Raw genomic sequence first — 25,348 nt, forward strand, 5'->3', positions numbered from 1 at the left:
GTACGCAACAAGCCGGTACCAGCCATTACTCGATCGGCGATACGCGGGAGAAATGATCAGAGCCGGCGGATGACCGGGAGGGAGAAGCCGCATTGCGGGGCGAGATCGCCGCCTACGTCGAGCGGTTCGCCGACCAGGTCGGATTCCTTTCGACGTACTGGAACAACTGTCGCGACCAGCCCGTGTTTCGGGCCGCTCGCCTTGCCGCGGAATCCGCGGAGGCGAGGTTCGGGCCGTCAAGGTTGGGCTGGTCGGCTGCTAGAGTCGGGTGTCGGAGTCGGCGGTCGAAGGGGAGGGCATGGCGCGCAGGATCGCGGGAGTCGTTGTCGCGGCGGCGATCGTCTCTGTTGTGGCTGGTTGTGGTGGGACGACCGAGGGGTCGCCGTCGACCAGTACCAGCGCGGCGGAGGCGCCGTTGTTCAACCCGTGCACCGGGATTCCCGATGATGTGTTGCGTTCGGCGGGGGTTGATCCTGCGACGGAAGAGAGTGGGATCGCGGGGGTGCATCAGCATGGGTGGGAGATCTGTAGCTGGAGCAACAAGCAATTCTCGATGACAGTGTTCTCCACGGGACGGACGGTGGCGGAGTTCGAGAAGAAACCGGGCAATACTGATTTCCGGGATGTCACGGTTGCCGGACGCAAGGGGCGACAGTTCAAGGTAGAAGGTGCGTCGAAGGACGTTTTGTGTGACGTTCTTTTCCCGGTATCGACGCAAGGCGTCGTTCAGCTGCGGATATCGAACAGGATCGGACTCGATAATCTTGAAGAACCGTGTTCGGTTCTGTATCGGGTGGGAGAGTCGATCGTCCCGATCCTTCCGCGCTGACGAGGAGAGAGGGGGAACCGATGAGTCAGGATAATCTGTCGCAGTGGCAGCGTTTCGCCGAGCAAGCAAGGGCGGGGGAGCTCTACCTCGACGACGAGGTGGCGGCTCATCAGGTTGTGGCAGCCTGCAACCGTCGAATCAGCGAGTTGCAGGATCTGGCCCGCCTTGCACAGAACGCCCAGAATGTCTCTGGCTTCGGCGATTTCAATATGGCTGACGTACTGGCTGGCAAGTTCCTCAAGCAGGCGACTGGCACCGAAAACTCGATCGACTCGATCATCGCCAAAGACATCGAAGTCGTGAAGGACATGCGCGACATCATGGCCATCTCCATCGCACGCCTCCGCGGCCAGGACTACACGAATTCGGCGGCGATCACCGCGATCATCGATTCCGTGGGGGAACCACAGTGACGGGCGTGAACGGCGGCATGTTCAGTTGGAGCGCAGGGGATATGGGCTCCGCCATGCTGGAAAGCCTGACCGATTGGATCGCCGGGGAAGAGCGGGAACCGGGCATCAGGCCGGGAGATATTCAGGGGCAATTCAACCGGCAGCGAGAGGATGTCCGCGGCAAAGCCGATGATGCCGGCTTCGAGGGCGCGTTCCATCCGCAGGAAGTGCTGAAACAGGACGAGTTCGAGAAAGACGATGTCGCCACACTGCGCACCAAGGTCGACGCGATCGATCTGACAGCCGTCGGCAACCTGATCACCGCCTGGCAGGCAGTCGGCGATCGCGCTCGCGCATCGCTCGACACCTTCACCGCCGCTATCACCCGGCTGACCGAGGACGGAGTGTGGCGAGGCGCGTCGAGCGACGCCGCCGTCGCGGGTGTGCGCGATTACACCTCGCACGGTGCGCAGCTGCCCAACGCGGCAGTCCTCACCAGCAACAAACTCGCCGAACTCAAAACAGGATTGGAGCCGACGAAGCTGCTGGTTCCGCACGCACCGGAGGATCGGTCCTTTACCGACAACGCGCGTTCGTGGATCGCGGGTCGCGGCTGGCGCAGCAACTCGGAAGCGCAGGACACCGCGAAAGCCGAGGCGCTTCGGGTGCTGAGAACTGTGTTCGCTCCGGTCATCCGGGAATCGGACACGAATGTGCCGGTCCTTCCGCAGCCGTACAACCCGGTGCAGTCCGGTGATAAGCCGCCGGTAACCGGTCCCGGCCCTGGACCGGGCGGCCCTGGCCCAGGCCCCGGTGGTCCCGGCCCGGGCGGCACATCACCGGAACCCGGACCGGACACCCCCACCGAGGACCCGGACGACTCGAATCAGACGAACCCGAGCGAAACCGATCCGACCTCGACCGATCCGGCGTCAACGAATCCGGCATCGACCACTCCGGCGTCCACGCCCACGACGAATCCGACCGGCTTGCCCGATCGCCCTGGGCCGGGCCCGGGAACCCCGGGTCCGCCAGGTCCAGGCGGGACGCCCGGTGTGCCCTCGCCCGGCGGCTCCATCCGCGGCGTGCCGGTCACGGCCACCACCGGCGCTCCGGCCTCGGCGGCGAGTCCGGCGACTCGCGCGGCGATGAGCGGCTTGGGCGGTCTCGGAGCTCCCGGCGCGCGCGGCGGGCGATCCGAGGACGAGTCGAGCAAGGGCATACCCGACTACCTGATCAGCCAGGAACACGGTGAGGAACTGACCGGGCTGAAGGACCTGCCGAAAGTGGTGCCGCCGGTGATCGGGGAGTGAACGGACTCGTAATTGACTTGTGCCCGAAGGCTTTTCGACAGGACGCGCAGTCACGGACGACGCGGCCGAATGGTGCGAGATCATGATCACCGTGCGCCAGTGGCGGTTCACCGCGCTCGAATTCCGGACACTGTGGGAATCCACGGGCCGCGACGTGCTGCCTTATCCGTTGCGCCACCAGTTCACCACCCAGTACCGCTCGGACAGCCTGCGGTTGCGGCAGGCGGCCGCGCTAGCGGTGCGGCCGCAGCTCGACGACGACCTGGTGCGGGCGGTGCACGTGCTGTTCGCGCCCGAAGCGCGCATCGAGCTGGCGGGGTATCTCGGCGTCCGGCGGGACCGTGAGCTGCGAGCCCACGCCGGCGTGCACGATGAGCACGGCGCGGTGGCGGTGCAGGAACACAGCGACGACGGGCACGGCGACGTCACCCTGACGTTCCTGCCCGCCGCCCGGGTCGCCCGCGCGGTCGTCGACGTGCTGCCGGATTACCCTGCGGGACAGCGCGAACCGATGACGATCCCCGTCGAAGAACTGGAGGGTCCGCCTCCCGTGGTGCGCGACGCGTGGCGGCCGACACCGCGTGATGAGTTCGAGAAGTTCTTCAACCGGACCGTCCGCGCGAGCGTGCACGTCGGCGTCTACCCGTGGGGCAGCGCCGACAACCGGCACATCAAGGGCCGCAAGGACTTCCAGATCACGGACTTCGACGGCGACGGCCGCTACGTCACCTTCGGCTCCCGCATGGTCGTCGCCAAACCCACCACCCGCGAACGCATGACGGCGACGGTGCAGGAGATGATCGGCCGCACAGTCCAAGAAGTCCGCGCGGGCGACCACCCACCACGCTGATCTCGCCGCGCTGCGTCCGGAGTCGGCACGTAGCATCGGTCCGTTCGCGAAAATCATTGAGCGCCTTGCTAGATGGCGTGACAGGAGGGCTCGGGATGGCCAAGGACTGGGTGCGCGAAGCAGAGTTGTTGGTCGAGGAAGTGCTCGATCGGGAGGCGGCGGAAGTGGATCGCAGTGGAGTTGTCCCCCCTGGGCATTTCGACGCGTTGGCCGAGCGCGGGTTCTACGGATTCCCGCTTTCGGAGGGAATGACGCCCGACACGATGATCGACACCGCCTCCACGCTCATCGGTGGCTGTTTGGCAACGGGTTTCGTCTGGGCACAGCACCTCGGAGCGCTACGGGCGGTCGCATTCGCCGACAACGCCGCGCTGCGTGAGCGCTATCTGGCCCGGATGACGGCCGGGACGTACCGGTGCGGCGTGTCTTACGCGGGCGCTCGTTCGGCGCCGACCTTGTTCGTCGAAGCCGTCGACGACGGCATGGCGATCAGCGGCACCGCGCCCTTCGTCACCGGGTGGGAGTATGTCGACGCCGTGGTGATGTCGGTGCGTGTCACCGACGGCGCGGCGGAATCCGTTGCCACACTGTTGGTCCCGACACAGGACGCGAGCGGTGTGACGGTCGAGCGGATCCCGCTGATCGCCGCCGACGCCAGCGCCACGGTCCGGCTCACCCTCGACCGAACGTTCGTGTCCGACGAGCACGTCATCGCAGTGAAGCCCCTCGACGAGTTCCAATCCGGCCGCGGCAGCCTCACCGACTGGATCAACGGCGCGCTCTCCCTCGGCGTGCTATCGCGCTGCGTGCGCGAGCTGAAGGGCCAGGGCATCGACGCGTACGACGCGCAGTACGCGGCGCTGCGGACCCGATTCGCCGCGGCGATGGGCGATGCCGAGGCGACCTACGCGCTGCGCGCCGACATCGCCGAAGCCGCGGTGCGTGCGGCGGCCGCGGGCATCGTCGCGACCGGCAGCCGAGCGACATTGAGTCATACGACGGCCGAGCGCCGGATGCGCCAGGCGAGCTTCGCCCTCGTCTGCACCACCCGCGAACCGATCAAGGACGCCCTGCTCGACCGCCTGCGTCCGGTCGAGCTCGGCTGAGCGCGTCAGGCGAAGGGATACTGCCCGCCGCCACCGCCGGGACTCTGGTTCGGCGTGGTGATGTCGATGATGTCCTGGACGAGGTCGACGACGGCGCGACCGATGTCGAGCACGTCGTTGCCGAGGGTGGAGAATTCCTGCGCGATGAGCTGGAGCATGTCGTCTGTCCTTCGGCCCGGTCGGCTGGGTACCGTCCTCCAGAGTGACACGGAATGCGCCCGCGACGGCGGGGAATGCGCGCGACGAAGGCGCGGGCACCCCGGTTCTGAATGGGATTGCATCGTCATGCATAATCATTTGTAGAAGGGCGCGGGCCGCCTGACCTGCGCGCCGGCGCGACCGGCCGGGGCCGCCGAACGCGGCGCCCCGAGACACACCCGCACGAAACCGAGGAGCACACAGACATGTCCGAGCGCGTCGTACTCGCCTACTCCGGTGGGCTTGACACCTCCGTCGCGATCAGCTGGATCGGCAAGGAGACCGGCGCCGAGGTCGTGGCCGTCGCCATCGATCTGGGCCAGGGCGGCGAGGACATGAACGTGGTGCGCCAGCGCGCGCTGGACTGCGGCGCCGTCGAGGCGATCGTGGTCGACGCCCGCGACGAGTTCGCCGACGAGTACTGCCTGCCCACCATCCAGGCCAACGCCCTGTACATGGGCCAGTACCCGCTCGTCTCCGCGATCAGCCGCCCGCTCATCGTCAAGCACCTGGTGGAGGCCGCCAAGTTCCACGGCGCCACCACCGTCGCGCACGGCTGCACCGGCAAGGGCAACGACCAGGTGCGCTTCGAGGTCGGCATCGGCGCCCTCGCGCCCGACCTGAACGTGATCGCCCCGGTCCGCGACTACGCGTGGACCCGCGAGAAGGCCATCGCCTTCGCCGAGGAGAACAGCCTCCCGATCAACGTCACCAAGAAGTCGCCGTTCTCCATCGACCAGAACGTGTGGGGCCGCGCCGTCGAGACCGGCTTCCTCGAGGACCTGTGGAACGCGCCGACCAAGGACGTCTACGACTACACCGCCGACCCGACCGTCAACTTCGAGGCGCCGGACGAACTGATCGTCACCTTCGACAAGGGTGTGCCGGTCGCGATCGACGGCCGCCCGGTCAGCGTGCTCCAGGCGATCGTCGAGCTGAACCACCGCGCGGGCCGTCAGGGTGTCGGCCGCCTGGACATGGTCGAGGACCGTCTCGTCGGCATCAAGAGCCGCGAGATCTACGAGGCCCCCGGCGCCCTCGCGCTGATCACCGCGCACCAGGCTCTGGAGAACGTGACCATCGAGCGCGAGCTGGGCCGCTACAAGCGCCAGGTCGAGCAGCGCTGGGGCGAGCTGGCCTACGACGGCCTGTGGTTCTCCCCGCTCAAGCGCGCGCTGGACGCCTTCGTCCAGGACACCCAGCAGCACGTCTCCGGCGAGATCCGGATGGTCCTGCACGGCGGCAACGCGGTGGTCAACGGCCGCCGCTCCGAGCAGTCGCTCTACGACTTCAACCTGGCCACCTACGACGAGGGCGACACCTTCGACCAGTCGCTGGCCAAGGGCTTCGTGCAGATCCACGGCCTGTCCTCGAAGGTCGCCGCGCGTCGCGACCTGAACCAGAAGTAGGAATCCGACGCCCGGTCCCGGGTCGGTGCGCCGACCCGGGATTCGGCGTGTGCCCGTGCCGATCGCCCCGCTGGGCCTGGCTACGGTGGTCATCGGCGGACCGGATCCCGCCGCGCGCGTTCCGCATGCTGCGCGGCTCGAGCACACCCACGCACGTTCGACCCGAGGAGACAGCACGATGACACAGGCCGGGAGCACGAACACCGGTGCCCTCTGGGGCGGACGTTTCGCGTCCGGACCCGCTGAGGCGATGGCGGCGCTGAGCAAGTCGACCCACTTCGACTGGGCGCTGGCTCCCTACGACATCCGCGCGTCCAAGGCGCACGCCCGCGTGCTGCACAAGGCGGGGCTGCTGTCGGAGGCCGATCTCGCCGGGATGCTGACCGGGCTGGACCAGCTGGCCGCCGACGTCGCATCCGGCGCCTTCGGCCCCGCGGAATCGGACGAGGACGTGCACGGTGCGCTGGAGCGCGGGCTCATCGAGCGCGTCGGCGCCGAACTCGGCGGACGGCTGCGCGCGGGCCGCTCGCGCAACGACCAAGTGGCGACCCTGTTCCGGATGTGGCTGCGCGACGGCGTGCGCCGGATCGCGGCGGGCATGCTGGACGTGGTCGACGCGCTGGTCGCCCAGGCCGCCGCCCACCCCGACGCCGTGATGCCGGGCAAGACCCACTTGCAGGCCGCCCAGCCCGTGCTGCTCGCCCACCACCTGCTCGCGCACGCGCACCCGCTGCTGCGCGACATCGACCGGCTCCGCGATTTCGACCGCAGGGCCGCGGTGTCGCCGTACGGTTCCGGCGCACTGGCCGGTTCCTCGCTCGGCTTGGATCCCGAGGCGATCGCCGCCGAGCTGGATTTCACCGCGGCAGCGGCCAATTCGATCGACGCCACCTCCGCGCGCGATTTCGCCGCCGAGGCGGCGTTCGTGCTCGCCATGATCGGCGTCGACCTGAGCCGGATGGCCGAGGAGGTGATCATTTGGAGCACACCGGAATTCGGCTACATCACCCTCGCCGACGCCTGGTCCACCGGTTCCTCGATCATGCCGCAGAAGAAGAACCCGGACGTCTCCGAGCTCACCAGGGGTAAAGCGGGTCGGCTGATCGGCAATCTCACCGGTCTGCTCGCCACCCTCAAGGCGCAGCCGCTGGCATACAACCGTGACCTGCAAGAGGACAAGGAACCGCTGTTCGATTCGGTCGCCCAGCTCGAGCTGCTGCTGCCCGCCATCGCAGGCTTGGTCTCCACCCTCACCTTCCACACCGACCGGATGGCCGAACTCGCCCCCGCCGGGTTCACTCTCGCCACCGACATCGCCGAATGGCTTGTGCGCCAAGGTGTCCCGTTCCGTGTCGCGCACGAAGCCGCGGGCGCGTGTGTCCGCGCCGCCGAGAACCGCGGCGTCGGCCTCGACGAACTCACCGACGAGGAATTCGCCGCCATCGACCCCGCCCTCACCCCCCAGGTACGCGAGGTCCTCACCGTCCAGGGCTCCATCGCCTCCCGCAACGCCCGCGGCGGCACCGCGGGCACCCAGGTCGCCCGCCAACTCGACGAGGTCCGCGCCTCAGCCGCCGCCGCCCGCACCTGGTTGCACTGACCGCCCGGCCCCGATTCCGGGCACCGAACAAGGCGGCGGGCGCCTCGAGCGTTCCGCCGCCGCAGCTCAAACGAATTCGGCCGTATCGAGCTCGAAATCGAACGGCGCCGGAAGGTGCAGTGGCGCACCGAATTTGGCGGCGGCCTGCTGGGTGTACTGGCCTCGAGCGGGTGCCCAGAAGACGGTCATCTCGCCATGGTGGCGGTCGACGAGGAGATACATCGGAATTGCCGCCTGTGCGTAGGCGTCGCGCTTCTCGACGCGATCGACCTCGGCGTCGCGGTCGCGGCCGGACGTGATCTCGACGATCAGCAGGACGCCGGACGGATTCGCCCAGGACGGCTCGGTACGGAAATAGCCCCGTGGTGCGACCGCTCCGTCGACTCGCGCGCGGCCCTCGCGGTATGCGGGAATACGCAGGCCACGCTCGTGAAAGAACTCGAGTCCGGTAGAACCGACGATCTGGTTGCGAATCGTCGCGGCGAACTCGTCGTGCTCGCCGTCGGGAACGGGTGCTACGTAGATCCTTCCGTTGATCAGTTCGACCGATACCTCCTCCGACGATGCGCGCTCCAGCACCTCGAACTCCGCGAGGCTCACGTCGGCGTCCTGGATACCCATGCGCCCAGGGTAATGGGGTGGAGGGCGGTCGGAGCGCGACTCGTGCCCGGCGATGATCGGCATGGGGGCTCCTCTCGATAGCGATGGTCTCGTCCTGAGTCGGACGGCGAGAGGCGTCGGTTGGTTCCCGCCGCTTGCGCGCCGCTCGGCGTGTTCCCACGAAGAGGTCGCGTCAGCACAGTGCCCCAGGGTGGTCAGGTCCCTTGGCGTCGTGGGCGGTCCGGCGACGACGCTCGTGTATATCCGGGGCGGCACACCGTCTGCCGCTCGGCGGTTCGTGTCCCAGCGGTTCAGTCGGCTGGAGCGAAGGCGCCATCGGCGCGGAGCGGGACGGCCTTACTGACGTCCACCTCGCCTGCGATGGCGACGTCTTCGGCGAAGCCCCCATCGCGGAGTTCGCGGCCGGACGAGCAGTCCGCCAAGGTGGCCGCGATGTCGCCGGTCGATTCGAAAGCCGTTCTGGCGATTACAGATTCGGGCGACAACGGTCCCGCACCCGCACCGGCCAACGCGGAGATGACCGCTCCGGCGCCCAGCAGATCTTCGACGCTCGGACGCAAAGCCTCGCGACCGGGCCACTGCTCGCCCGCAGCGATCACGGCAACCGGCCGATCCGCCGTGCCCCATCCCTGTCGGCGGATCCATCGGGCGACCGCGGCCGCGTTGCGCAGCGACGCGGCGAGCACCGGAATCCCCATGACGGCAGCGGAAATGGCCGAACCGTTGGGGGACGGAAGAACGAGCCGCGGTACCGCCGGGGCGCGGCGCAACGCCGCGGGCGACAGCGACCAGGGCCGCTGCTCCGTGACGGCGCGACGGCCGACCGCGAGTACCGCGTCCTCGTCCGCGGCGAAGTCGGCCGCGCGGTCGTCGCGCCAGGGAAACGGATACACGCGAGTACCGGAGTCGACCGCGACGCTGACAGACGTCGTGAAGGACAGCACGTCGACGACCACCACGCACGCGCTGCCCGGCGCCAGCGCGAGCGCCCCCGCTACACCCCACTCGAAGCGAACGCCGAAGGACCGCTGCTCGAACCAGGCTTCTCCCACCACCGGACTTTTCTAACAGACGCCCCACTGAATCCCGTATCGCCGAGAGCCGGTAGCGGGCACTTCTCGCGGCTGGCCAGGCTCGGTGCGGCCCTGGGGATGACCTGGTGACCGAGCCCGAGGTGGGCGAAAGCCGGTGGGTGCGCTTCGCGCGGTTCGATCGCCGCGGTGCGGGCCCTGTGGATTGCCTGCTTACCCGGCACGCGGGCGTGCTGCTGCCATGGGCAAGCGTCACCCAGTGCCCGGCGGCCTACGGGCTCAGTGCGCGCGGCGCTCGATCAACGAGGCCAGGTGGAGGACGGGGGCGACCAGGTCGGGGATGGCGTCGGGGTCGCCGAGGCGGCCGGTTTGGTACGTGAGGAGTTCGTGGCCCGCGAGGCTCCAGCGGGGGACAACGCCCTCCAGATGGGCGGCGATCAGTTGGGGGCCGACGAGCAGGCGGGCGTAGTTCGTGTCCACGGCGGTGACGCGGAAACGGCGGTCGAAATCGCGGTGGCCGGTGGTGACGGGGGAGTCGCTGAACATACCGCTGCCGGGCTGGGAGAGCGCCGCGACGTCGACCACGGCCACCGGCGGGTAGGGCCGCTCCAACAGCACAACCACCACAACGCACCGGTGGGTAGTGGTGTGGACGATCTCGCCGTTCCAAGTGCTGGTCGGGTAGCAGTAATCCGCCACGGTGACCTGGTGTCCACCGAGCTCGCCGGTCAGCGTCGCACCGAGCCCGGCGGGGTTGCGTCCGGGCAGCCGCGCGGTCCACGGCGCGAGCGGCGCCATGTCGAACTGCCAACCGTGGCGCGCAGCCCACTCGCTGAACGTCTGACCAGCGGCCCTCCTCCTGCGGACACGCAACGGAAGCAACACCCCGAAACCCGCCGTCAACAGCACGGCCACGAACACGATCAGACCGATCCGGAACGCTTCCACCACAGGTCATCACATCCCTCGGTCGACGGATCTCCCCATTGTCCGCCGACTCACTAGGCTGCCGCCATGACCTTGCTGCTGCTCGCGCTGGCGATCGCCTCCGAGGTGACCGCGACCGTTTCGCTGAAGTTCTCCGAGGGGTTCACCAAGCTCGTCCCCTCCATCGTGGTCGTCATCGGTTACGGCGCGGCGTTCTTCTTCCTCTCCCAGGCGCTGAAGCGCGGCATGCCCATCGGTGTCGCCTACGGCATCTGGTCCGCGGTCGGTGTCGCCGCCATCGCCATCATCGGTGTCCTCTTCCTGAACGAACGGCTCAGCGTGGTCCAAGTCGGCGGCATCGCCATGGTCATCCTCGGCGTCCTCGCCCTCGAACTCGGCGGTTCGCACTGACCCATCCGCACGGACTCCGCTCGCTGACGGCGGATTCGGCGATCAACAGTTGGCCCAGCCACTCCACCCGCTCGATCAGCGAACGCGGGCGACAAGTCACCTTCCTATCCCGGTCGCGCTCACAGAGGTTCGGCACGCTCCGCAGCGGGTACAACCTCTGCGCAGCGTGGGACTCTCCCCGATGGCTGCCCACACCCGCGCGGGACAACCACTGGTTCAATCCTGCACGCGCACTGTGTAACCCGCCTCGGTGAGCGCGGTGAGTACGTCGTCCCGGTGGTCGGGTCCGCGAGTCTCCAGAGTGAGCGCGACTTCGACTTCGTCGACGGCAAGCCAGGTCCCGGTCCGCGAGTGCACCACGTCCACCACGCTCGCCCCTGTCCCGCCGACCACGGTGAGCAACGCGGACAACCCGCCGGGACGATCCGAAATCGTCACGCGCACAGCGAGATAACGCCCCGCGGCGCTGAGGCCGTGATTGACGATCCGGGTCAGCAGCAGGGGATCGATATTGCCACCGGAGAGCACCGCGCAGACCGGCCCGCGCAGCTCGAGTTCTTCTGCGGCGCAGCTCATCAGCGCCGCGACGGCCGCCGCGCCCGCGGGCTCCACGATCAGCTTCGCACGTTCCAAGCACAGCAACAGCGCCGTGGACAGCGCCTCCTCGTCCACCGTGACGATGCGCGGCCCGTGCTCGGCGACGTGCGCGAACGGCACCTCGCCCGGCAGCCCCACCGCGATGCCGTCGGCCATGGTCGACATCCGTTCCGCCCGTACGGGTTTGCCGACCGCGAGCGATTCCGGCCATGCCGCGGCCTCGGCCGCCTGCACCCCGATCACCCGCACGTCGGGCGCGAGCCGGTGCAGGGCGATCGCGATTCCGGCCAGCAATCCACCGCCGCCGGTCGGCACCAGCACCGTGCCCACATCCGGCAGCTGCTCCCAAATTTCGAGCCCCACGGTCGCCTGCCCGGCCACGATGTCCGGGTGATCGAACGGGTGGATCAGCGTGGCCCCGGTGCGCGCGGCGAAATCCAGTGCCGCGTCGAGCGCTTCGTCGATGGTGTCGCCGATCTGCCGCACCCGCGCGCCATAAGCCTTGGTGGCGGCCAGTTTCGGCAACGACGCCCCGACCGGCATGAAGACGGTGGCCTCGATACCCAGCGAGGTGGCCGCCCATGCGACGCCCTGCGCGTGATTGCCCGCGCTGGCCGCGACCACCCCGCGCGCCCGATCCTCGGGCGGCAGATTCGCGATCCGGTTGTAGGCGCCGCGCGGTTTGAACGAGCCGGTCCGCTGCAGGTTCTCGCATTTCAGCCAGACGTCCGCGCCGCAACGTTCGGACAGCACCCGCGAGGCGACCACCGGCGTCCGGCGGATCACCGGCGCCAACAGCGCCGCGGCCGACTCGATCCGTTCCAGCCCGATCAGCTCCATGGCCTCATGCTGCCATCGCGAACCGGAGACATCCCACGATTCCGGGCGTTCAGTCCGCCTTCTTGGCGATGTTGTGGGCAACGGCCCCGAGCCGGGCCAAGCGGGCGTCACCGAGCGGGGTGAGCTTGCCGCCGAGCCGGTTGGTGACGAAGCCGAGCGACATCCCGGTGGCCGGGTCAGCGAACGCGCCGGAACCGCCGAGCCCGAAGTGCCCGAACGCCGAGATCGGCGCGGCCTTGGAGGGCATCATCGGAACGCCGTGGAAGCCGAGCCCCCACGGAATGCGGAACGCGAGAACGTAATCGGGCGTGAAGACTTGGCGCTCGCGCATGTGGTCGATGGTCTCCGCGCCGAGCAGCCGGTAGCCGTCGAGGCTGCCGCCGATCGCCAGCGCCCCGTACAGCCTGGCCAGCGCCCGCGCGGAGAAGACGCCGTTCACGCCGGGCATGACCGAATCGTGCAGCCGCGGGTCCGACATCAGCTCGGCGAAACCGCTGGGCGTCGTCTCCGCGGCGGCTGCGAGGCGGCGGCTGCGACCCATGATCCGCGCGCCGCTCTCCCAGCTCATCCCGGCGACGGTCAGCTTCGGGAAGTTGACCGCGATGCGGTTTCGCTCGGTCTCGGGCACCCGGAACCAGAGTTCCTCGGCGCCGAGCGGCTCGGCGATCTCGGTCCGCAGCACGTCGGTGAATTCCGCACCCGCGACCCGCTGCACCAGCTCCGCGACGAGGTGCCCGAAGCTGATGCCGTGGTAGCCGCTGGTCGTGCGGTGCCGCGGGTCGGGCGTGGCGGCGGCGAGCGCGGCGGTGACCGCGGCGTCGTCGAAGAAGCTTTCCGGCGGACCGGGCAGCAGATTGCGCAGCCGGTGCAGTCCGGCGCGGTGACTGAGCAGGGCGCGCACGGTGATGTGCTCTTTGCCCGCCGCGGCGAACTCCGGCCAGTACTCGGCGACGGGACGGTCGTAGTCGAGCAGTCCGCGTTCCGCGAGGCGGTGCAGCAGCGTGGCGGCGACGCCCTTGCCGGTGGAATACGCCACGGCCAGCGTGTCGTGCTGCCACGGAACGCCCGGTCGCGCGAAGCCGGCCCAGACGTCGACCACGGGCTCGCCGTGCAGATAGACCGTCAGCGCGCCGCCGCCGTCGCTCGGACGGCGGAAGAGCCGGTCGAAGTCGGCGACGAGGCCGACGAAGCGCCGGTCCACGAACTGCGTTGTCGGAGGTGTCGGCATCGAGGTTTCCTTTTCTGTTCCTTACCCAGACTAAGGGTGGACAGATTTCTCCCCGCCCGGTTCCCTGTCTCGGGTACCGGGCGGGGGAGGGGGAACGTCAAGCCGCGACAGCGGTGCGCAGTGCGCCCAGGATGTCGGAGGGCTCGGCGACATCGATGACGAGCCGGGTGAATTCCGAGCCCCTGAGCTCGATGCGCACGCCCGAGCCGTCGAAACGGGTGTCCCAGAATTCCTTGCGGCCCTTGCCGCGGAAGGTGCCCGCGGCGATCACGCCGGGGAAGAAGGTGCCGGGCGCACGCACCCACGGCGGCCGTAGGTCGACCTCCGCGGGCGCGACCTCGGTGATATCGCGCAGGTCGAAACTGAGTTGGTCGCGCAGTGCGAGCAGTCGATGTCCGCCGAGCACCTTGACCGTCACCGTCGTTCCCGTGACCTCGATCTCCACCATGCCGCGTACCTCGCAATCGCCCCCGGATTTCCGTACACCTCCAGCATCGGGGCCGCCCCTGGACTGACCCTGTGCCGATCCTGTGATTTCCCCAAGCTTCTGAGCGGAGTCTCGGCATCGCCCGAGATAGGTCCGATCCCGGACCCGGCATCCGCGCGCAGTGGAGAAGAAGATGCCCATACGTAGATATGCGCATCAAACATGTTGATCCAAGATATGGCCCACGACATCGGCAGCACCTCGAAATCAGCAAGGAAGGCGAACCCCCTCGCGGGAACGGACATCAGCGCCGCATCGCGGTGGTCGGCACGAAAACCGACCGAAGGCCACCTTCATCCCGCCAGACCGACTGAAGGTGACCTTCGTGCACCCGACCTAGCTGGTCGGAGTGCCGACCGTGGGTGGTGGGCCGACCGGCGGTGGCCTCCGGTCGGGTTCGCGTGTCCTGGTGCGCTACGGGACGTAGACGATGCGGTCGTCGGTCTGGGCGTTCCACGTCTCGCCGACCTGAGCGAGGGGCACGGGAAGCGCCCGCACGGCGAGCGCGTCGGTGTTCACCGCGACGGTGAGTTCCGGCAGTTCCGCGAGGAAGTCGCGGGCCGGTACCGAGCCGATTCCGCTGCCGCAGATCTGCAGCCGGCACCCACGCAGCAGCGCGGAATCGACGGGCATCGTCTGACCGGCGACGGATCCGATCTGGATCCAGTCCAGTGGAGCGCTGCGGTCGCGGCGTGCGGTGATCATCGCGGTCATCGCTCGGGCGGACGGTTCTCCCCACACGTAGTCGATGACGACGTCGACATCGGCGGCGCGGTCGACCCGCTCGAAGGTCACTGTTTCGTCCGCGCCGAGCTCGTGCAGTGCCTCGAGCCGGGAAGCGTTGCGTCCGGCGGCGATCACGTATGCGGCACCGAACCGTTTGGCGATCTGCACGGCCATGCTTCCGGCGCTGCCGGTGGCACCGAGGACGAGGACGCTTCGGCCCTTCCGGAACTCGATGCGGCGGCGCAGCGCGACCCAGGACGACATCGCTGGGTTCATCGCGGCGGCGATGCGCACCGGGTCGGCGTCGTCCGGCAGTAGCACGCTGCGGCGGAGGTCGATCACCGTCCGCTCGGCAAGCGTGCCCATGCCGCCGTCGTCCACCACCGTGTATCTGAGATTTCCGTGCTGGTCGCGCACGACGGCGTCGACGCCGGGAACGAACGGCAACGTGCCGGTGCTGCTGTAGTGCGTGCCGTTCGCCCGAGCCCTGACCAGCTGATGCAAACCTGCCGCGAGAACGTCCACGACCAGGTCGTTCTCCCCCCGGGCGACCGGGGCGGGGTGCTCGCTGTACCGCGGCGGAGCGTCGAAGCTGGTGACAACAGCGGCGTGCATGGCAACTCCTCGTATTTGATTGGTATTACAAACCAAATTCAGTTTGGTTGGTAATACAAACCATGTCAAGTAGGATCTCGGTATGGAATCCGACGACGCGCTCGAGGACGCTCTGGTCCGGATGTCGTTCCGGGTGATGGCCGTGCTCACCCGCATCGGTTCGGAGCACGATCTGTCCCTCACCCAACTGCGGCTGCTCGGCCTGCTGCGCGACCGCCGACCGCGCATGACCGATCTGGCGGAGTTCCTGGGGTTGGACAAGTCCACGATGTCCGGCCTCGTCGAACGGGCCGAGCGCCGAGGTCTCGTGGCGCGTGGCAAGTCGCCTGCGGATCGCCGGGTGGTCGACGTGTTCATCACGCCGATGGGCAGCGAACTCGCGCAACGGGTGCAGGAGGCGATCCACGTGGCCCTCGCGCCCTATACCGACCGTCTAGCCGCGGACGACCGCGAGGCGCTCACACAACTGCTCGACTCCCTTTCGGGACGGCTGACGAATGGAAAGGCCCAGCCCGAGAACTTGCGGGCTGGGCCATAATTTCGCCGGACGTCGCGGCTGCGGCTCCTCGATCAGCGAGAGGCCGCACGCCCCGCGTGATGCGCCGCGTCGGCGATCTCCAACACATCCGCCAACCACGGCGTGTAACTCGTCGGATCCTCCGCGAGCGCCGCGCGCAGTTCCTCCGGCTGGATCCACGTGTACGCCGCGACCTCGGCGGGATCGGGCCGCGGCATGCCCGCGTCGAGCAGGCCGATGATGACGTGGTCCCACTCGTGCTCGACGCGGCCGGTGGCGCTGTCCCGCGCGTGATAACGGAAGACGCCGACCTCGGTGAGCGTGGTGGCGAGCCCGAGTTCCTCGGCGAGCCGCACCGCCGCCGCGGCCGCCACCGGCTCGCCGGGCGCGGGATGCCCGCAGCAGGTGTTGGCCCACAGCAGCGGGAAGCGGGTCTTCACGGCGGCGCGTTGTTGCAGCAGTACCCGGCCCGCCGAGTCGAAGAGCAGCACGGAGAACGCGCGATGGAGTCGCCCAGGCGCCTGGTGCGCCTCCGAGACCGGGCACGCGCCGACCGCGCGGCCCGCCTCGTCCACGAGCTCGACGGGCAGGGCCTCGCGGTCGGTCAACGGCTGGGCGAGGGTCTCGGTCACCTCCCCACCTTATCGGCGGCGATGAGCAGGTACTGGAAGCTGCCCTCGCGGTACGCGGTGAGGAACGGCTTCTCCACACCCGTCGCGAGCTCGGATTTCGTGCGCAGATCCCAGTACGGGATGGTGGCCGCCGTGAGGTCGACCACGTCGATGGGCACCAGGCCGTTCTCCGCGAGCGCGCGGAAGTACTCGCTGCGCGGATGGATCATGCAGCCGTAGTGGGCGTCGATCCAGCTGACCGAGGACGAGCGTCCGCCGGTGACGTCGTTGGAGCAGCCGGTGATGCAGACGTAGCGCCCGCCGGGTTCCAGCAGCCGGGAGAACTCGCGGAACAGGTCGAACAGGTCGACGTACATGGTGGTCTCGTTGGTCCAGATCCCGCGCATCGCGCCGCTGTCGAAGCCGGTGTCGAGCATGTTGCGGAAGTGGAACTTCACCTTGTCGGCGACTCCGCGGTGCGCGGCCTGGTCGTTGGCGAAGCCGACCTGGTACTCGGAAATGGTGACACCGTCCACCTGGCAGCCGAAGCGCTGGTTGGCCATGAAACTGGTGCCGCCGCGGCCCGATCCGCCGTCCATCAGCCGGTCGCCGGGGCGGACGTCGCCGAGGTGGTCGAGCAGCAGGTCGGCCTGCGCGGTCTCGAGCCGGTGGAGTTCCTCGACAATCCGTTCCTGGCGGGTGTCCTCGGGACCTTCCAGCACCGAGAGATCGGGGTCGCCGATGCCGTAGTGGTGGTGGTAGAGCCCGTCGACCTCGCCGAGCTTGGTGTTGACGCGATCGTCGTTGGGGTTGTTGTTCCAGTACGCCGCAACGGATTTCTGGTAGTTGGTGCGCAGCACGGCCTCGGCGTGGGGGTTGAGCATGGTCATGCGTGATCATCCTCTCTCGTTGCGGTACCGGCTATCCGACATCTTTGTAGCGACGACTGTCGGCATGCCAGGCGCGATTGCCGCCCATCCATGCCCACAGTCCGACGAGGAAGCGTCGCAGTTCCGGCGATCCGCCGGCGGCCAGCGGCGCGGCCTCGCGTTCGAAGCGGTGCACGAGTTCGTCGTGGACCGCCGCGGTGTGCAGCACCGCCTCCCGACGGGAGCACCGCTCTTCGGCGGCGAGCACCGTGGGGAGGTTGAATTCCCTTCCGTTGGAAAGGTCTTCGCGTGCCATCGAATACAGATCGTTGACCATCTGGGCGGCGAGCGCCGCGGTGGTCGTGACCCGCCGCATCGCCGGGTGGGTGTATTCCGCCGCCGAGAGCTCATAGCCGCCGAGTACGTCGATCGGCGCCATGCACGGCAGGAAGCTGTGCGGTTGACGATTGGCGAGATATTCCCAGACCGGCGGCATCCGGCCCGCGGCCCGCCAGCCCGCTTCGGCGCCGAGCGCGATGAACCAACCCGCGATCTCGGTGCGCAGTCTGGCCAACTGCGCGGGTGTGGCATAGCGGGCCAGGTGCTCGAACGAGGTGCGGAAGGCCCGCATGATCGGATCGGCCTGCAGTGCCCGTTCCAGCTGTGGTGCGTAGCGGGCGGGCAGATGCGCGGGATCCATGACTGCCATGCACAGTTCGAGCCGCGGGCCGAGCTCGGCCTCGGGGCTGGACGGAGTGCCGTCGGGAGCTCGGTCGTCGGCATCCTCCTCGCAGTAGTAGTCGTCCACGGACCACTCCGAAACCGCGCATTTGGCCGCGGCCAGCAACTGATCGGCGTTGGAACAGTCGGGGTGGGCGAGCATGATGAGCCGTCCGAAGTCGGCCTTGCGCAGGTCGTCCAGCTTTCCTTCGTAGAGGCCGATGTCCTCGGCCCAGTCCAGCAGCCCCTCGTTGACCGCCTCCGCCAGCGCGGGATCGTCGCGCAGGGGAGGCGGGCAGTACAGCGGAGGAATGCGCGACCCGCCGCCGACCTGCGTCGAGGCGGCGCCGAGTCCGGACGGTCCGATCTGTGCCCGGGGCGGCGCCGGTGTCGCGGGACGAACCGCCGTCGAAGCGGTGCCTAAACCGCTGGGCCCCAGGGGGATTCGCCCGCGCAGCCGGTGCCGCGTGGACGCCGGTGCGGCTGGAGGGTGCCCGTCGCTTCCCGGTGCGACGACGCGCCCGTTGCTCCTTCCGGTGACCGGCACAGCAGGGCCGGACGGAATCGGTGGGCATCGCGACTCCGCCGGACCGGCCCCCTGCGCCGGGCCGACGGAGTTCGCGACGTTCCCGTCCGGCGGACCGGACGGGCGCTCGTCGACGCCGTCCGCGATCGAAGCGGCGTCGGGTACGGACGGGCCGATCGCCACACCGTCCGGCGCGAGGTACGGGGTGGTAGGCCCGGTGGCGCCATCGGCGGGCGTCGGCAGCCGCAGCGCCGCCGCGCCCAACCCCCTCGGGCCGAGCAGCCGGACCGGCGTGGTGCCGGCTGCTGGCGAGGGCCGGCTCGGAACATCAGGTGGCGCAGCTGATTCGGCTACCGCTTCGGTGAACAGCTCGGCGGGCGCCGCGCTGTCCGTGTTGGTGAGCAGCGCCACGACGTCGGCGGCCAGATCGTGCGTGGCGGCGGGCGCGGCGGCGCGGGAGAGCACCGACATCGGTCATCACCCCGGCTAGTCCGCCTGCCGGGCGACCAGGACATTGTCGAGCACCCCGAGGGCGTCCGGTACCAGCACGGCGGCCGAGTAGTAGCAGCTGACCAGGTAGGAGATGATCGATCGGTCGTCGATGCCCTTGAAACGCACGTTCAGACTCGGCTCGAACTCGTCCGGAATTCCGGTCTGGTGCAAACCGATCACGCCCTGATCCTTTTCGCCGAGGCGCATGGCGAGGATCGAGGTGGTCCCGTTCTCGCTGACCGGGATCTTGCCGCACGGGTAGATCGGCACGCCACGCCACGCGGGCACCCGGTGTCCGTCGACGTCCACCGGGTCGGGATAGATTCCGCGCTTGGTGCATTCGCGGCCGAACGCGGCGATCGCTTTCGGGTGCGCCAGAAACATTTTCGTGCTGCGGCGCATACTCAGCAGCTCGTCCATGTCGTCCGGGCTCGGCGGGCCGGACTCGGTGTAGATGCGCTGCTTGAGGTCACAGTTGTGCAGCAGACCGAAATCGGGATTGTTCACCAGATCGTGTTCCCGGCGTTCGTAGAGCGCCTCGATGGTCAGGCGCAACTGCTGTTCGACCTGGTTCATCGGATCGTTGAACAGATCGGCGACGCGGGAATGCACCCGCAACACGCTCTGCGCGAGGCTGAGCTCGTATTCCCTTGGCGCGGCGTCGTAGTCGACGAAGGTGCCTTCCAGCAGCGGCTCGCCGTCGTGGCCCGAGGAGATCTCGATATCGGCCTCGCCCTTGGAATTCTGCCGATGCGCGGGCGCGGCGGCGGCGCGTTCGAGTTGCTCGCGCAATGCCGGTGCGGTGTCGACCATTTCGTCGAGCACTTGCCGCCGCAGCACGAGCATCGTCGTCTTGGTGACCGTCTTGACGGTTACCGGCCAAATGGCGGAGGAATCGAGCAAGGTTTCGACGCCGAAGTAATCACCGGTCCCGAGCATGCCGACCTTGGTCTGCTCGCCGAATTCTCCTGTGCCGATCTTGGCAAGCTTGCCGTGCACGATCAGGATGACCTGATTCATCGGATTGCCGAATTCCGCGACGACACTTCCGGGTTCGAGATCGCGCTGTTCGAAACGCTGCGCGAGCGCGGCAAGCGTTTCCTCGTCGTCGAATCCGCGCAACGGCGGAAGTTCTTGCAATTCGAGGGGTATCACGCGGGCCTGCCCGCCGTCGACGGCGAATTCGACCTCACCGTTGCCGACGGTGTGGGTCAGGCGCCGGTTGACACGGTAGATACCGCCGTTGACCTGCACCCAGGGCAGCGTGCGGGTGAGCCAGCGCGAGCTGATCCCCTGCATCTGCGGTTCGGATTTGGTGGTGTGCGCCAGCTGATGCGCGGCGCCCGTGCTCAGGCTTTTGCGAACGTTGTTTTCCGATTGGACTGGCATTTCGATGGTCATGCGTGGTCCTCACCTCGAGGGGTCACCGGGACGGTCGATGGTGTTTCTTGGGCACGGCAGATCAGCAGACCGGAAAGGCCTGCGAAAGGAGAGACATACGTGTTGGAAAAGACTTGTGCGACAGTGCGTTCCAGACGGCATCGATGGTAGGTGGCGGAAGTGTTGCGGCGCAGCGAAATTCGCAGATTCCGCAGGCCCGTATTCGGATGGTTACGACATGCGTTCGATCGAGTAACGACAGATAACGGCACGGCGACGCGCGCGAACATCCTGGGATGAATCATGGATTCGCCGACGATTCGCGGTTGGCTGGCTATCTTCTTGCCATGTTCACGTGGATCTACGTGTTGCCCATCTGGCTGGTCTTCCTCATCATCACCGGCACCGCGGTACTACTCACTTCCGCAGGCATCTTGGTTTCACGCAAGTACGTGATCCGGATCTTCGGGCCCGAACCCGGCAAGAACGAAACCGTCACGATGGTGCTGACCGTCGGCGGCGTGTTCTACGGACTGCTACTCGGCCTGATCGCGGCGGCGACCTACGAGTCCTACGACACCGCACAGGCCTTGGTCGCCGACGAGGCCGCCGCGCTCGGCACGCTCTACCGCGAGGTGGGCGCCTACCCCGAGCCGCAACGCACTCAGCTCCAAAGGGATCTGGTCGACTACGCCGACAACGTGCTCACCGAGGCGTGGCCCGCGCTGCGCGAGGGGCGTGAGCCGATGGGCGGCACGGCTCTGGTGACTCGGTTCCAGACGAACCTGTTGGCCTTCGAGCCGCAGACGACCGCACAGGAGATCGTGCACGCCGCGACCATCGAACAGTTCGCGCAATTCGACTCCGACCGCAGGCACCGGATCAACGCCACCGCAGGCGGCATGCCCGATGTGCTGTGGTGGGTCATCCTGGTCGGTGGCGCGGTCAACCTGGTGTTGCTCTGCATGTTCAGCCTGAGCCGCGGCGCGCATCTGGTGCTCGGCGGCCTGTTCGCCTTCTTCCTCGGCGCGATGATCTTCCTGATCGCGGCCATGGACTATCCGTTCCGCGGTGATCTCAGCGTCAGCCCCGAACCGTTCGAGAGCATGTACATCCACGTCATGGGGCAGTGATCGCGCTCACCTGCCATGGAACCTGTCACAGCCGACACATGAGGTCACCCCGATGTGGGAAGCTCGTCTATACGCGTGGACGGCATACTTCTCCGGGGGTCGGAAGGTGTCTCTTCGCGCCGAGCGCGCGGAGGTCGTGTGGCACATTGCAGGGTAGGGCCAGGAGCGATGGTGAACTTCGGTAAGGAATTGGTGGGTTCGGTGCAGCGGTTGATGGCGACCGCGCAGAACGGCCTGGAGGTGATCCGCTTCGGTGGGCTCACCCACGATGTCGAGTCGTCGCCCTTCGAGGTGGTCGAGCGGCGCAGGATGTATCGGCTGCGCCATTACTTCCCCGACGATGCCAGGCCCGGTCGCCCCGTCGCGGTACTGGTGCCGCCGCTGATGGTCAACGCCGACATCTGGGACGTGAACGCCGAGGACGGCGCCGTCGGCATTCTGCACCGCGGCGGAATAGATTGCTGGGTGGTCGATTTCGGTTCTCCGGCGAGCGAGGAGGGCGGCTGGGAGCGCGACCTCGCCGACCACGTGCTCGCGGTGAGCAGCGCCATCGACACGGTTTGCGAGGCGACCGGCAGCAATGTGCACCTGATGGGTTACTCGCAGGGCGGCATGTTCGCCTACCAGACCACCGCCTACCGCTTCGGCAAGGGCGTCGAGAGCATCGTGACGTTCGGCAGCCCGGTCGACATCGTCGCAGGCATGCCGTTCGGTCTGCCCTACGGTCTGGTCTCGGACGTGGCGGACTTCCTCGCCGACCACGTGGTGACGCGGCTGCCCATCACCGATTCGATGGTGCGGCTCGGCTTCCAGATGCTCGACCCGGTCAAGACCGCCAAGGCCAGGATCGACTTCCTGCGCCAGCTGCACGACCGTGAGGCGTTGCTGCCCAAGGAGCGTCAGCGCCGCTTCCTCAACAGCGACGGCTGGGTCGGCTACGCCGGACCCGCGGCCGCCGACCTGCTCAAGCAGTTCGTCGCGCACAACCGGATGATGCTCGGCGGTTTCGTGATTCGCGATCAGCCGATCTCGCTCGCCGAGCTGAAGTGCCCGATCCTGGCCTTCGTCGGCGAGGTGGACGACATCGGCCAGCCCGCCGCGGTGCGCGGCATCGTGCGCGCGGCGCCGAACGCGGAGGTCTTCGAGGCGAGTCTGGTCGCGGGCCATTTCGGTCTGGTCGCGGGCAGCATGGCCACCAACCACACGTGGCCGCTGGTGCGCCAGTGGGTGGAGTGGATGGACGGCGACAAGCCGCTGCCCGAGGAGATCTTCCGGATGTCCGAGCACGTGGCGACCAACCGCCCGCGCTCGGCGGCCACCCGGGTGGTGCACACCGCGGGGACGCTGGCCGAGGCGGGCGCCGGGGTCGGCAAGGCGCTGGAAGGCATCGCCAACAACACCGTGCGCGGTTCGATCGAGCTGGCGGGCGAGGCGGCGCGGGCGCTGCCCAGGTTGACCCGGTTGGGCATGATCCAGCCCAACACCCGCATCTCGCTCGGCAAGCTGCTGGCCGAGCAGGCCAAGCGGGCGCCGCTGCGCGAATGCTTCCTCTTCGAGGACCGGGTGCACACCAACGCGGCGGTGCAAGTCCGCATCGACAATGTGGTGCGCGGGCTCATCTCCGTCGGCATCCGCCCCGCGAGCCGGGTCGGCGTGCTCATGGAGACCCGGCCGAGCGCCCTGGTGACGGTGGCGGCGCTGTCCCGGCTCGGCGCGGTGGCGGTGCTGCTCGCGCCGGGCAGCGAGCTGAACCGCGCCATCGAACTCACCGGCGCGGAGACGGTGATCGTCGATCCGGAGAATCTGCGTCAAGCGGCGGCGAGCGGCGCACGGGTTCTGGTGTTGGGCGGCGGCGAAGCCCGCGGACTCGATATCCCGCTGGGCGACAACGTGATCGATCTCGAGCAGATCGATCCCACCCAGGTGCGGTTGCCCGGCTGGTACCGCCCCAACCCGGGCTTGGCGCGCGAGCTGGCCTTCGTGCTGGTGACCGGCACCGGTGACCGGCTGGAGACCAAGCACATCACCAACCACCGCTGGGCGCTCTCGGCCTTCGGCACCGCGACCACCGCCGATCTCGACCGCAAGGACACGGTGTACTGCCTCGCGCCGCTGCACCACTCGTCGGGACTGCTGGTCAGCCTCGGCGGCGCCATCGCGGGCGGCAGCCGCATCGCGCTGGCCAGGTCGCTCGACCCGGAGCAGTTCGCCGAGGAGGTGCACCGCTACGGCGTCACGGTGGTGACCTACACCTGGACGATGCTGCGCGACATCCTCGACGCGGGAGTGTTCCCCGCCGGGCATCGGCACCCGATCCGGTTGTTCATCGGCTCGGGAATGCCCGCCGGACTGTGGCGGCGCACCATGGACCAGTTCGAACCGGCGCGGGTGCTGGAGTTCTACGCCTCCATCGAGGGCGATGTGGTGCTCGCCAACGTGACCGGAGCCAAGGCCGGCTGCAAGGGCCGCCCGGTGCCCGGCACCGCCAAGGTCGAACTGGTGGCCTACGACCCGAGCGCCGGTCGCATCCTGGTCGACGATTCCGGTTTCGCCCGCCGCTGCGCGGACAACGAGGTCGGTCTGCTGCTCGGCCGGGCCTCGGAAGGCGTCGACATCTCCGAGGGCGGTCTGCGCGGGGTGTTCACCGCGGGCGACTCGTGGATGCCGACCGAGAATCTGTTCCGCCGCGACAGCGACGGCGACTACTGGCTGGTCGACCGCAAGGACACGGTGATCCACACCGCGCGCGGTCCGGTGTTCGGCCAGCCGATCGTGGACGTGCTCAACGACATCACCGCCGTCGACATGGAGGTCGCCTACGGCCTTCCGGTCGACGATCACTGCCTGGCGGTGGCGGCGGTGTCCGTGCGAGCCGGCTTCCACCTGGAGCCGAAGGACGTCACCGAGGCGATGCGCGCCCTCGACCCCGACCAACGACCGGACGTGGTGTACGTGGTCGACGAGATTCCGCGCAGCTCCAGCTACCGGCCGTCCACCCGCGCGGTGCAGGCGGCAGGCCGGCCGGAACCGGGTCCGCTCACCTGGTGGTACCACCGCGAGACCGAGAACTACGAGGTGCTCACCGAGACCGAGGCCCGCGCACTTTTCGGCGACTGAGCCCGCGACCGAGCCCGTTCCGGCCGCACCGGTCCACGCCGGTGCGGCCGGAACGTGTTGTAGATCCGCTGGATTGGCCGCGGCTCGCGCACCCGGACAATTCGCGCCGCGGCGTCGGCTGGCATAGTTTGTCCGCGGGTCCGCCCGCGCGGCGCCGGAGGCCGCACCCGACGTCCGACAACCGTTCAGGGGTACTTGGTGAGTCAAAGCCTCATCTATCGCAATCGCGCCGTGTACGAGCTGCTGATGCGCGGGCTGTACGGCCGCCACTACGCGGCCAGGTACGGCGCGATCGCCGGGCTGGTGCCCGACGGCGCCGAGGTGGTCGACGTCTGCTGCGGTCCGGCGACGTTGTACACCCGCTACCTGCGCGCCAAGTCGGTCGAATACACCGGGCTCGACCTGAACGAGGGTTTCGTCGCGGGCGTCTCCCGCGCGGGCGGTCGCGGGCTGGTCTGGAACATGCGCTCCGATACTCCGCTGCCGGAGGCGGACTACGTCATCATGCAGGCCAGCCTCTACCACTTCCTGCCCGAGCCGGGTCCGGTGCTGGATCGGATGCTCGCGGCCGCGCGCAAGGCCGTGATCGTCGCCGAACCCGTCCGCAACCTCGCGACCAGCCGCAACCGGATCCTGGCCACCGTCGGGCGCCGGTTCACCAACGCGGGCGACGGTCGCCAGGCGCACCGGTTCACCGAACCGACTCTGGACGACTTCTTCGACCGCTACAACTCCCGCATCGCCCACCGCTCCCTGATCGCGGGCGGCCGCGAGAAGCTGTACGTCCTCACCGCGTGACCGAC

Annotated in this window: 24 protein-coding genes; 12 read left to right on the forward strand and 12 right to left on the reverse strand. The window is 68.3% G+C overall.

The genetic code is table 11. The features are described from left to right. The first annotated feature begins 298 nt into the window (after nt 1-298). The 5 genes from FB390_RS31415 (at nt 299) to FB390_RS31445 (ending at nt 4,490) form a co-directional block, all read left to right on the forward strand. Nucleotides 299-829, forward strand: coding sequence for a DUF3558 domain-containing protein (locus FB390_RS31415; RefSeq protein ID WP_141812794.1), 531 nt, complete (start codon nt 299-301; stop codon nt 827-829). Between the two features lie 20 nt (nt 830-849). Further along, nucleotides 850-1,242: a hypothetical protein gene (locus FB390_RS31420; protein WP_141812795.1), complete on the forward strand. Its 393-nt coding sequence runs from the start codon at nt 850-852 to the stop codon at nt 1,240-1,242. Further along, on the forward strand, nt 1,239-2,534 hold the full coding sequence (locus FB390_RS33815; RefSeq protein ID WP_185757354.1) for a hypothetical protein: 1,296 nt from the start codon (nt 1,239-1,241) through the stop codon (nt 2,532-2,534). Before FB390_RS31420 ends, FB390_RS33815 begins: the two co-directional genes overlap by 4 nt. 82 nt (nt 2,535-2,616) lie before the next feature. Continuing rightward, entirely contained in the window at nt 2,617-3,384 is a 768-nt protein-coding gene (locus FB390_RS31440; RefSeq protein WP_141812799.1) for an ESX secretion-associated protein EspG, read from the forward strand. Between the two features lie 77 nt (nt 3,385-3,461). Next, nucleotides 3,462-4,490 carry an acyl-CoA dehydrogenase family protein gene (locus FB390_RS31445; protein ID WP_141812800.1) on the forward strand — a complete coding sequence of 343 codons (1,029 nt, stop codon included), beginning with the start codon at nt 3,462-3,464 and terminating at the stop codon, nt 4,488-4,490. 5 nt (nt 4,491-4,495) lie between these two features. Here the strand turns inward: FB390_RS31445 and FB390_RS33820 are convergent, their stop codons facing one another. Beyond that, on the reverse strand, nt 4,496-4,648 hold the full coding sequence (locus tag FB390_RS33820; protein WP_185757356.1) for a hypothetical protein: 153 nt from the start codon (nt 4,646-4,648) through the stop codon (nt 4,496-4,498). A gap of 246 nt (nt 4,649-4,894) precedes the next feature. On the opposite strand from FB390_RS33820, the gene FB390_RS31450 reads away from it, so the two are divergent. Beyond that, the gene (locus FB390_RS31450) at nt 4,895-6,097 is read left to right on the forward strand and encodes an argininosuccinate synthase (RefSeq protein ID WP_141812801.1); all 1,203 of its coding nucleotides are present in this window, start codon (nt 4,895-4,897) and stop codon (nt 6,095-6,097) included. A 178-nt stretch (nt 6,098-6,275) separates the two neighbouring features. After that, a complete protein-coding gene (argH, locus tag FB390_RS31455) occupies nt 6,276-7,697 on the forward strand; it encodes an argininosuccinate lyase (RefSeq protein WP_141812802.1) in 1,422 nt (473 codons plus the stop codon). A gap of 66 nt (nt 7,698-7,763) precedes the next feature. Here argH and FB390_RS31460 read toward each other — a convergent pair whose 3' ends face one another. The 3 genes from FB390_RS31460 to FB390_RS31475 form a co-directional block, all read right to left on the reverse strand. Next, a complete protein-coding gene (locus FB390_RS31460; protein WP_141812803.1) occupies nt 7,764-8,318 on the reverse strand; it encodes a Uma2 family endonuclease in 555 nt (184 codons plus the stop codon). A gap of 290 nt (nt 8,319-8,608) precedes the next feature. Beyond that, the gene (locus FB390_RS31465; RefSeq protein WP_141812804.1) at nt 8,609-9,370 is read right to left on the reverse strand and encodes a 2-phosphosulfolactate phosphatase; all 762 of its coding nucleotides are present in this window, start codon (nt 9,368-9,370) and stop codon (nt 8,609-8,611) included. Between the two features lie 258 nt (nt 9,371-9,628). Next, entirely contained in the window at nt 9,629-10,300 is a 672-nt protein-coding gene (locus FB390_RS31475) for a hypothetical protein (protein WP_141812806.1), read from the reverse strand. A 63-nt stretch (nt 10,301-10,363) separates the two neighbouring features. On the opposite strand from FB390_RS31475, the gene FB390_RS31480 reads away from it, so the two are divergent. Beyond that, on the forward strand, nt 10,364-10,687 hold the full coding sequence (locus FB390_RS31480) for a DMT family transporter (RefSeq protein ID WP_141812807.1): 324 nt from the start codon (nt 10,364-10,366) through the stop codon (nt 10,685-10,687). Between the two features lie 216 nt (nt 10,688-10,903). On the opposite strand, the gene ilvA is transcribed toward FB390_RS31480, so the two are convergent. The 4 genes from ilvA to FB390_RS31500 all read right to left on the reverse strand — a co-directional run bounded on the left by ilvA (nt 10,904) and on the right by FB390_RS31500 (nt 15,180). Continuing rightward, nucleotides 10,904-12,124, reverse strand: a complete 1,221-nt coding sequence (ilvA, locus tag FB390_RS31485; protein ID WP_141812808.1) for a threonine ammonia-lyase — start codon at nt 12,122-12,124, stop codon at nt 10,904-10,906. 49 nt (nt 12,125-12,173) lie between these two features. Further along, a complete protein-coding gene (locus tag FB390_RS31490; RefSeq protein ID WP_141812809.1) occupies nt 12,174-13,352 on the reverse strand; it encodes a serine hydrolase domain-containing protein in 1,179 nt (392 codons plus the stop codon). A gap of 97 nt (nt 13,353-13,449) precedes the next feature. Continuing rightward, the gene (locus FB390_RS31495) at nt 13,450-13,800 is read right to left on the reverse strand and encodes a hypothetical protein (protein WP_141812810.1); all 351 of its coding nucleotides are present in this window, start codon (nt 13,798-13,800) and stop codon (nt 13,450-13,452) included. A gap of 453 nt (nt 13,801-14,253) precedes the next feature. Beyond that, nucleotides 14,254-15,180, reverse strand: coding sequence for a quinone oxidoreductase family protein (locus FB390_RS31500; RefSeq protein ID WP_141812811.1), 927 nt, complete (start codon nt 15,178-15,180; stop codon nt 14,254-14,256). 82 nt (nt 15,181-15,262) lie between these two features. Here FB390_RS31500 and FB390_RS31505 point away from each other — a divergent pair, with 82 nt between their 5' ends. Beyond that, nucleotides 15,263-15,718 carry a MarR family winged helix-turn-helix transcriptional regulator gene (locus FB390_RS31505; protein WP_141812812.1) on the forward strand — a complete coding sequence of 152 codons (456 nt, stop codon included), beginning with the start codon at nt 15,263-15,265 and terminating at the stop codon, nt 15,716-15,718. 32 nt (nt 15,719-15,750) lie between these two features. On the opposite strand, the gene idi is transcribed toward FB390_RS31505, so the two are convergent. Genes idi through FB390_RS31525 form a run of 4 tightly spaced genes read right to left on the reverse strand, consistent with a single transcriptional unit; the run spans nt 15,751 to nt 20,316 of the window. Then, a complete protein-coding gene (gene idi / locus FB390_RS31510; RefSeq protein ID WP_221639440.1) occupies nt 15,751-16,329 on the reverse strand; it encodes an isopentenyl-diphosphate Delta-isomerase in 579 nt (192 codons plus the stop codon). Further along, on the reverse strand, nt 16,326-17,198 hold the full coding sequence (locus FB390_RS31515) for a geranyl diphosphate 2-C-methyltransferase (protein ID WP_141812813.1): 873 nt from the start codon (nt 17,196-17,198) through the stop codon (nt 16,326-16,328). Before FB390_RS31515 ends, idi begins: the two co-directional genes overlap by 4 nt. 31 nt (nt 17,199-17,229) lie before the next feature. Further along, nucleotides 17,230-18,894: a family 2 encapsulin nanocompartment cargo protein terpene cyclase gene (locus FB390_RS31520; protein WP_246124501.1), complete on the reverse strand. Its 1,665-nt coding sequence runs from the start codon at nt 18,892-18,894 to the stop codon at nt 17,230-17,232. A gap of 15 nt (nt 18,895-18,909) precedes the next feature. Next, nucleotides 18,910-20,316, reverse strand: coding sequence for a family 2B encapsulin nanocompartment shell protein (locus tag FB390_RS31525; protein ID WP_141812814.1), 1,407 nt, complete (start codon nt 20,314-20,316; stop codon nt 18,910-18,912). Nucleotides 20,317-20,642: 326 nt separating this feature from the next. Between FB390_RS31525 and FB390_RS31530 the strand changes: the two genes are divergently transcribed. The 3 genes from FB390_RS31530 to FB390_RS31540 all read left to right on the forward strand — a co-directional run bounded on the left by FB390_RS31530 (nt 20,643) and on the right by FB390_RS31540 (nt 25,343). Then, the gene (locus tag FB390_RS31530) at nt 20,643-21,428 is read left to right on the forward strand and encodes a bestrophin-like domain (RefSeq protein ID WP_141812815.1); all 786 of its coding nucleotides are present in this window, start codon (nt 20,643-20,645) and stop codon (nt 21,426-21,428) included. Between the two features lie 168 nt (nt 21,429-21,596). Beyond that, complete coding sequence (locus FB390_RS31535) at nt 21,597-24,545, forward strand: acyl-CoA synthetase (RefSeq protein WP_141812816.1); 2,949 nt, start codon at nt 21,597-21,599, stop codon at nt 24,543-24,545. A 198-nt stretch (nt 24,546-24,743) separates the two neighbouring features. Continuing rightward, nucleotides 24,744-25,343 carry a class I SAM-dependent methyltransferase gene (locus FB390_RS31540; RefSeq protein WP_141812817.1) on the forward strand — a complete coding sequence of 200 codons (600 nt, stop codon included), beginning with the start codon at nt 24,744-24,746 and terminating at the stop codon, nt 25,341-25,343. Nucleotides 25,344-25,348: the final 5 nt, after the last annotated feature.

It is taken from the genome of Nocardia bhagyanarayanae (genome assembly GCF_006716565.1).
GTDB classification, from domain to species: domain Bacteria; phylum Actinomycetota; class Actinomycetes; order Mycobacteriales; family Mycobacteriaceae; genus Nocardia; species Nocardia bhagyanarayanae.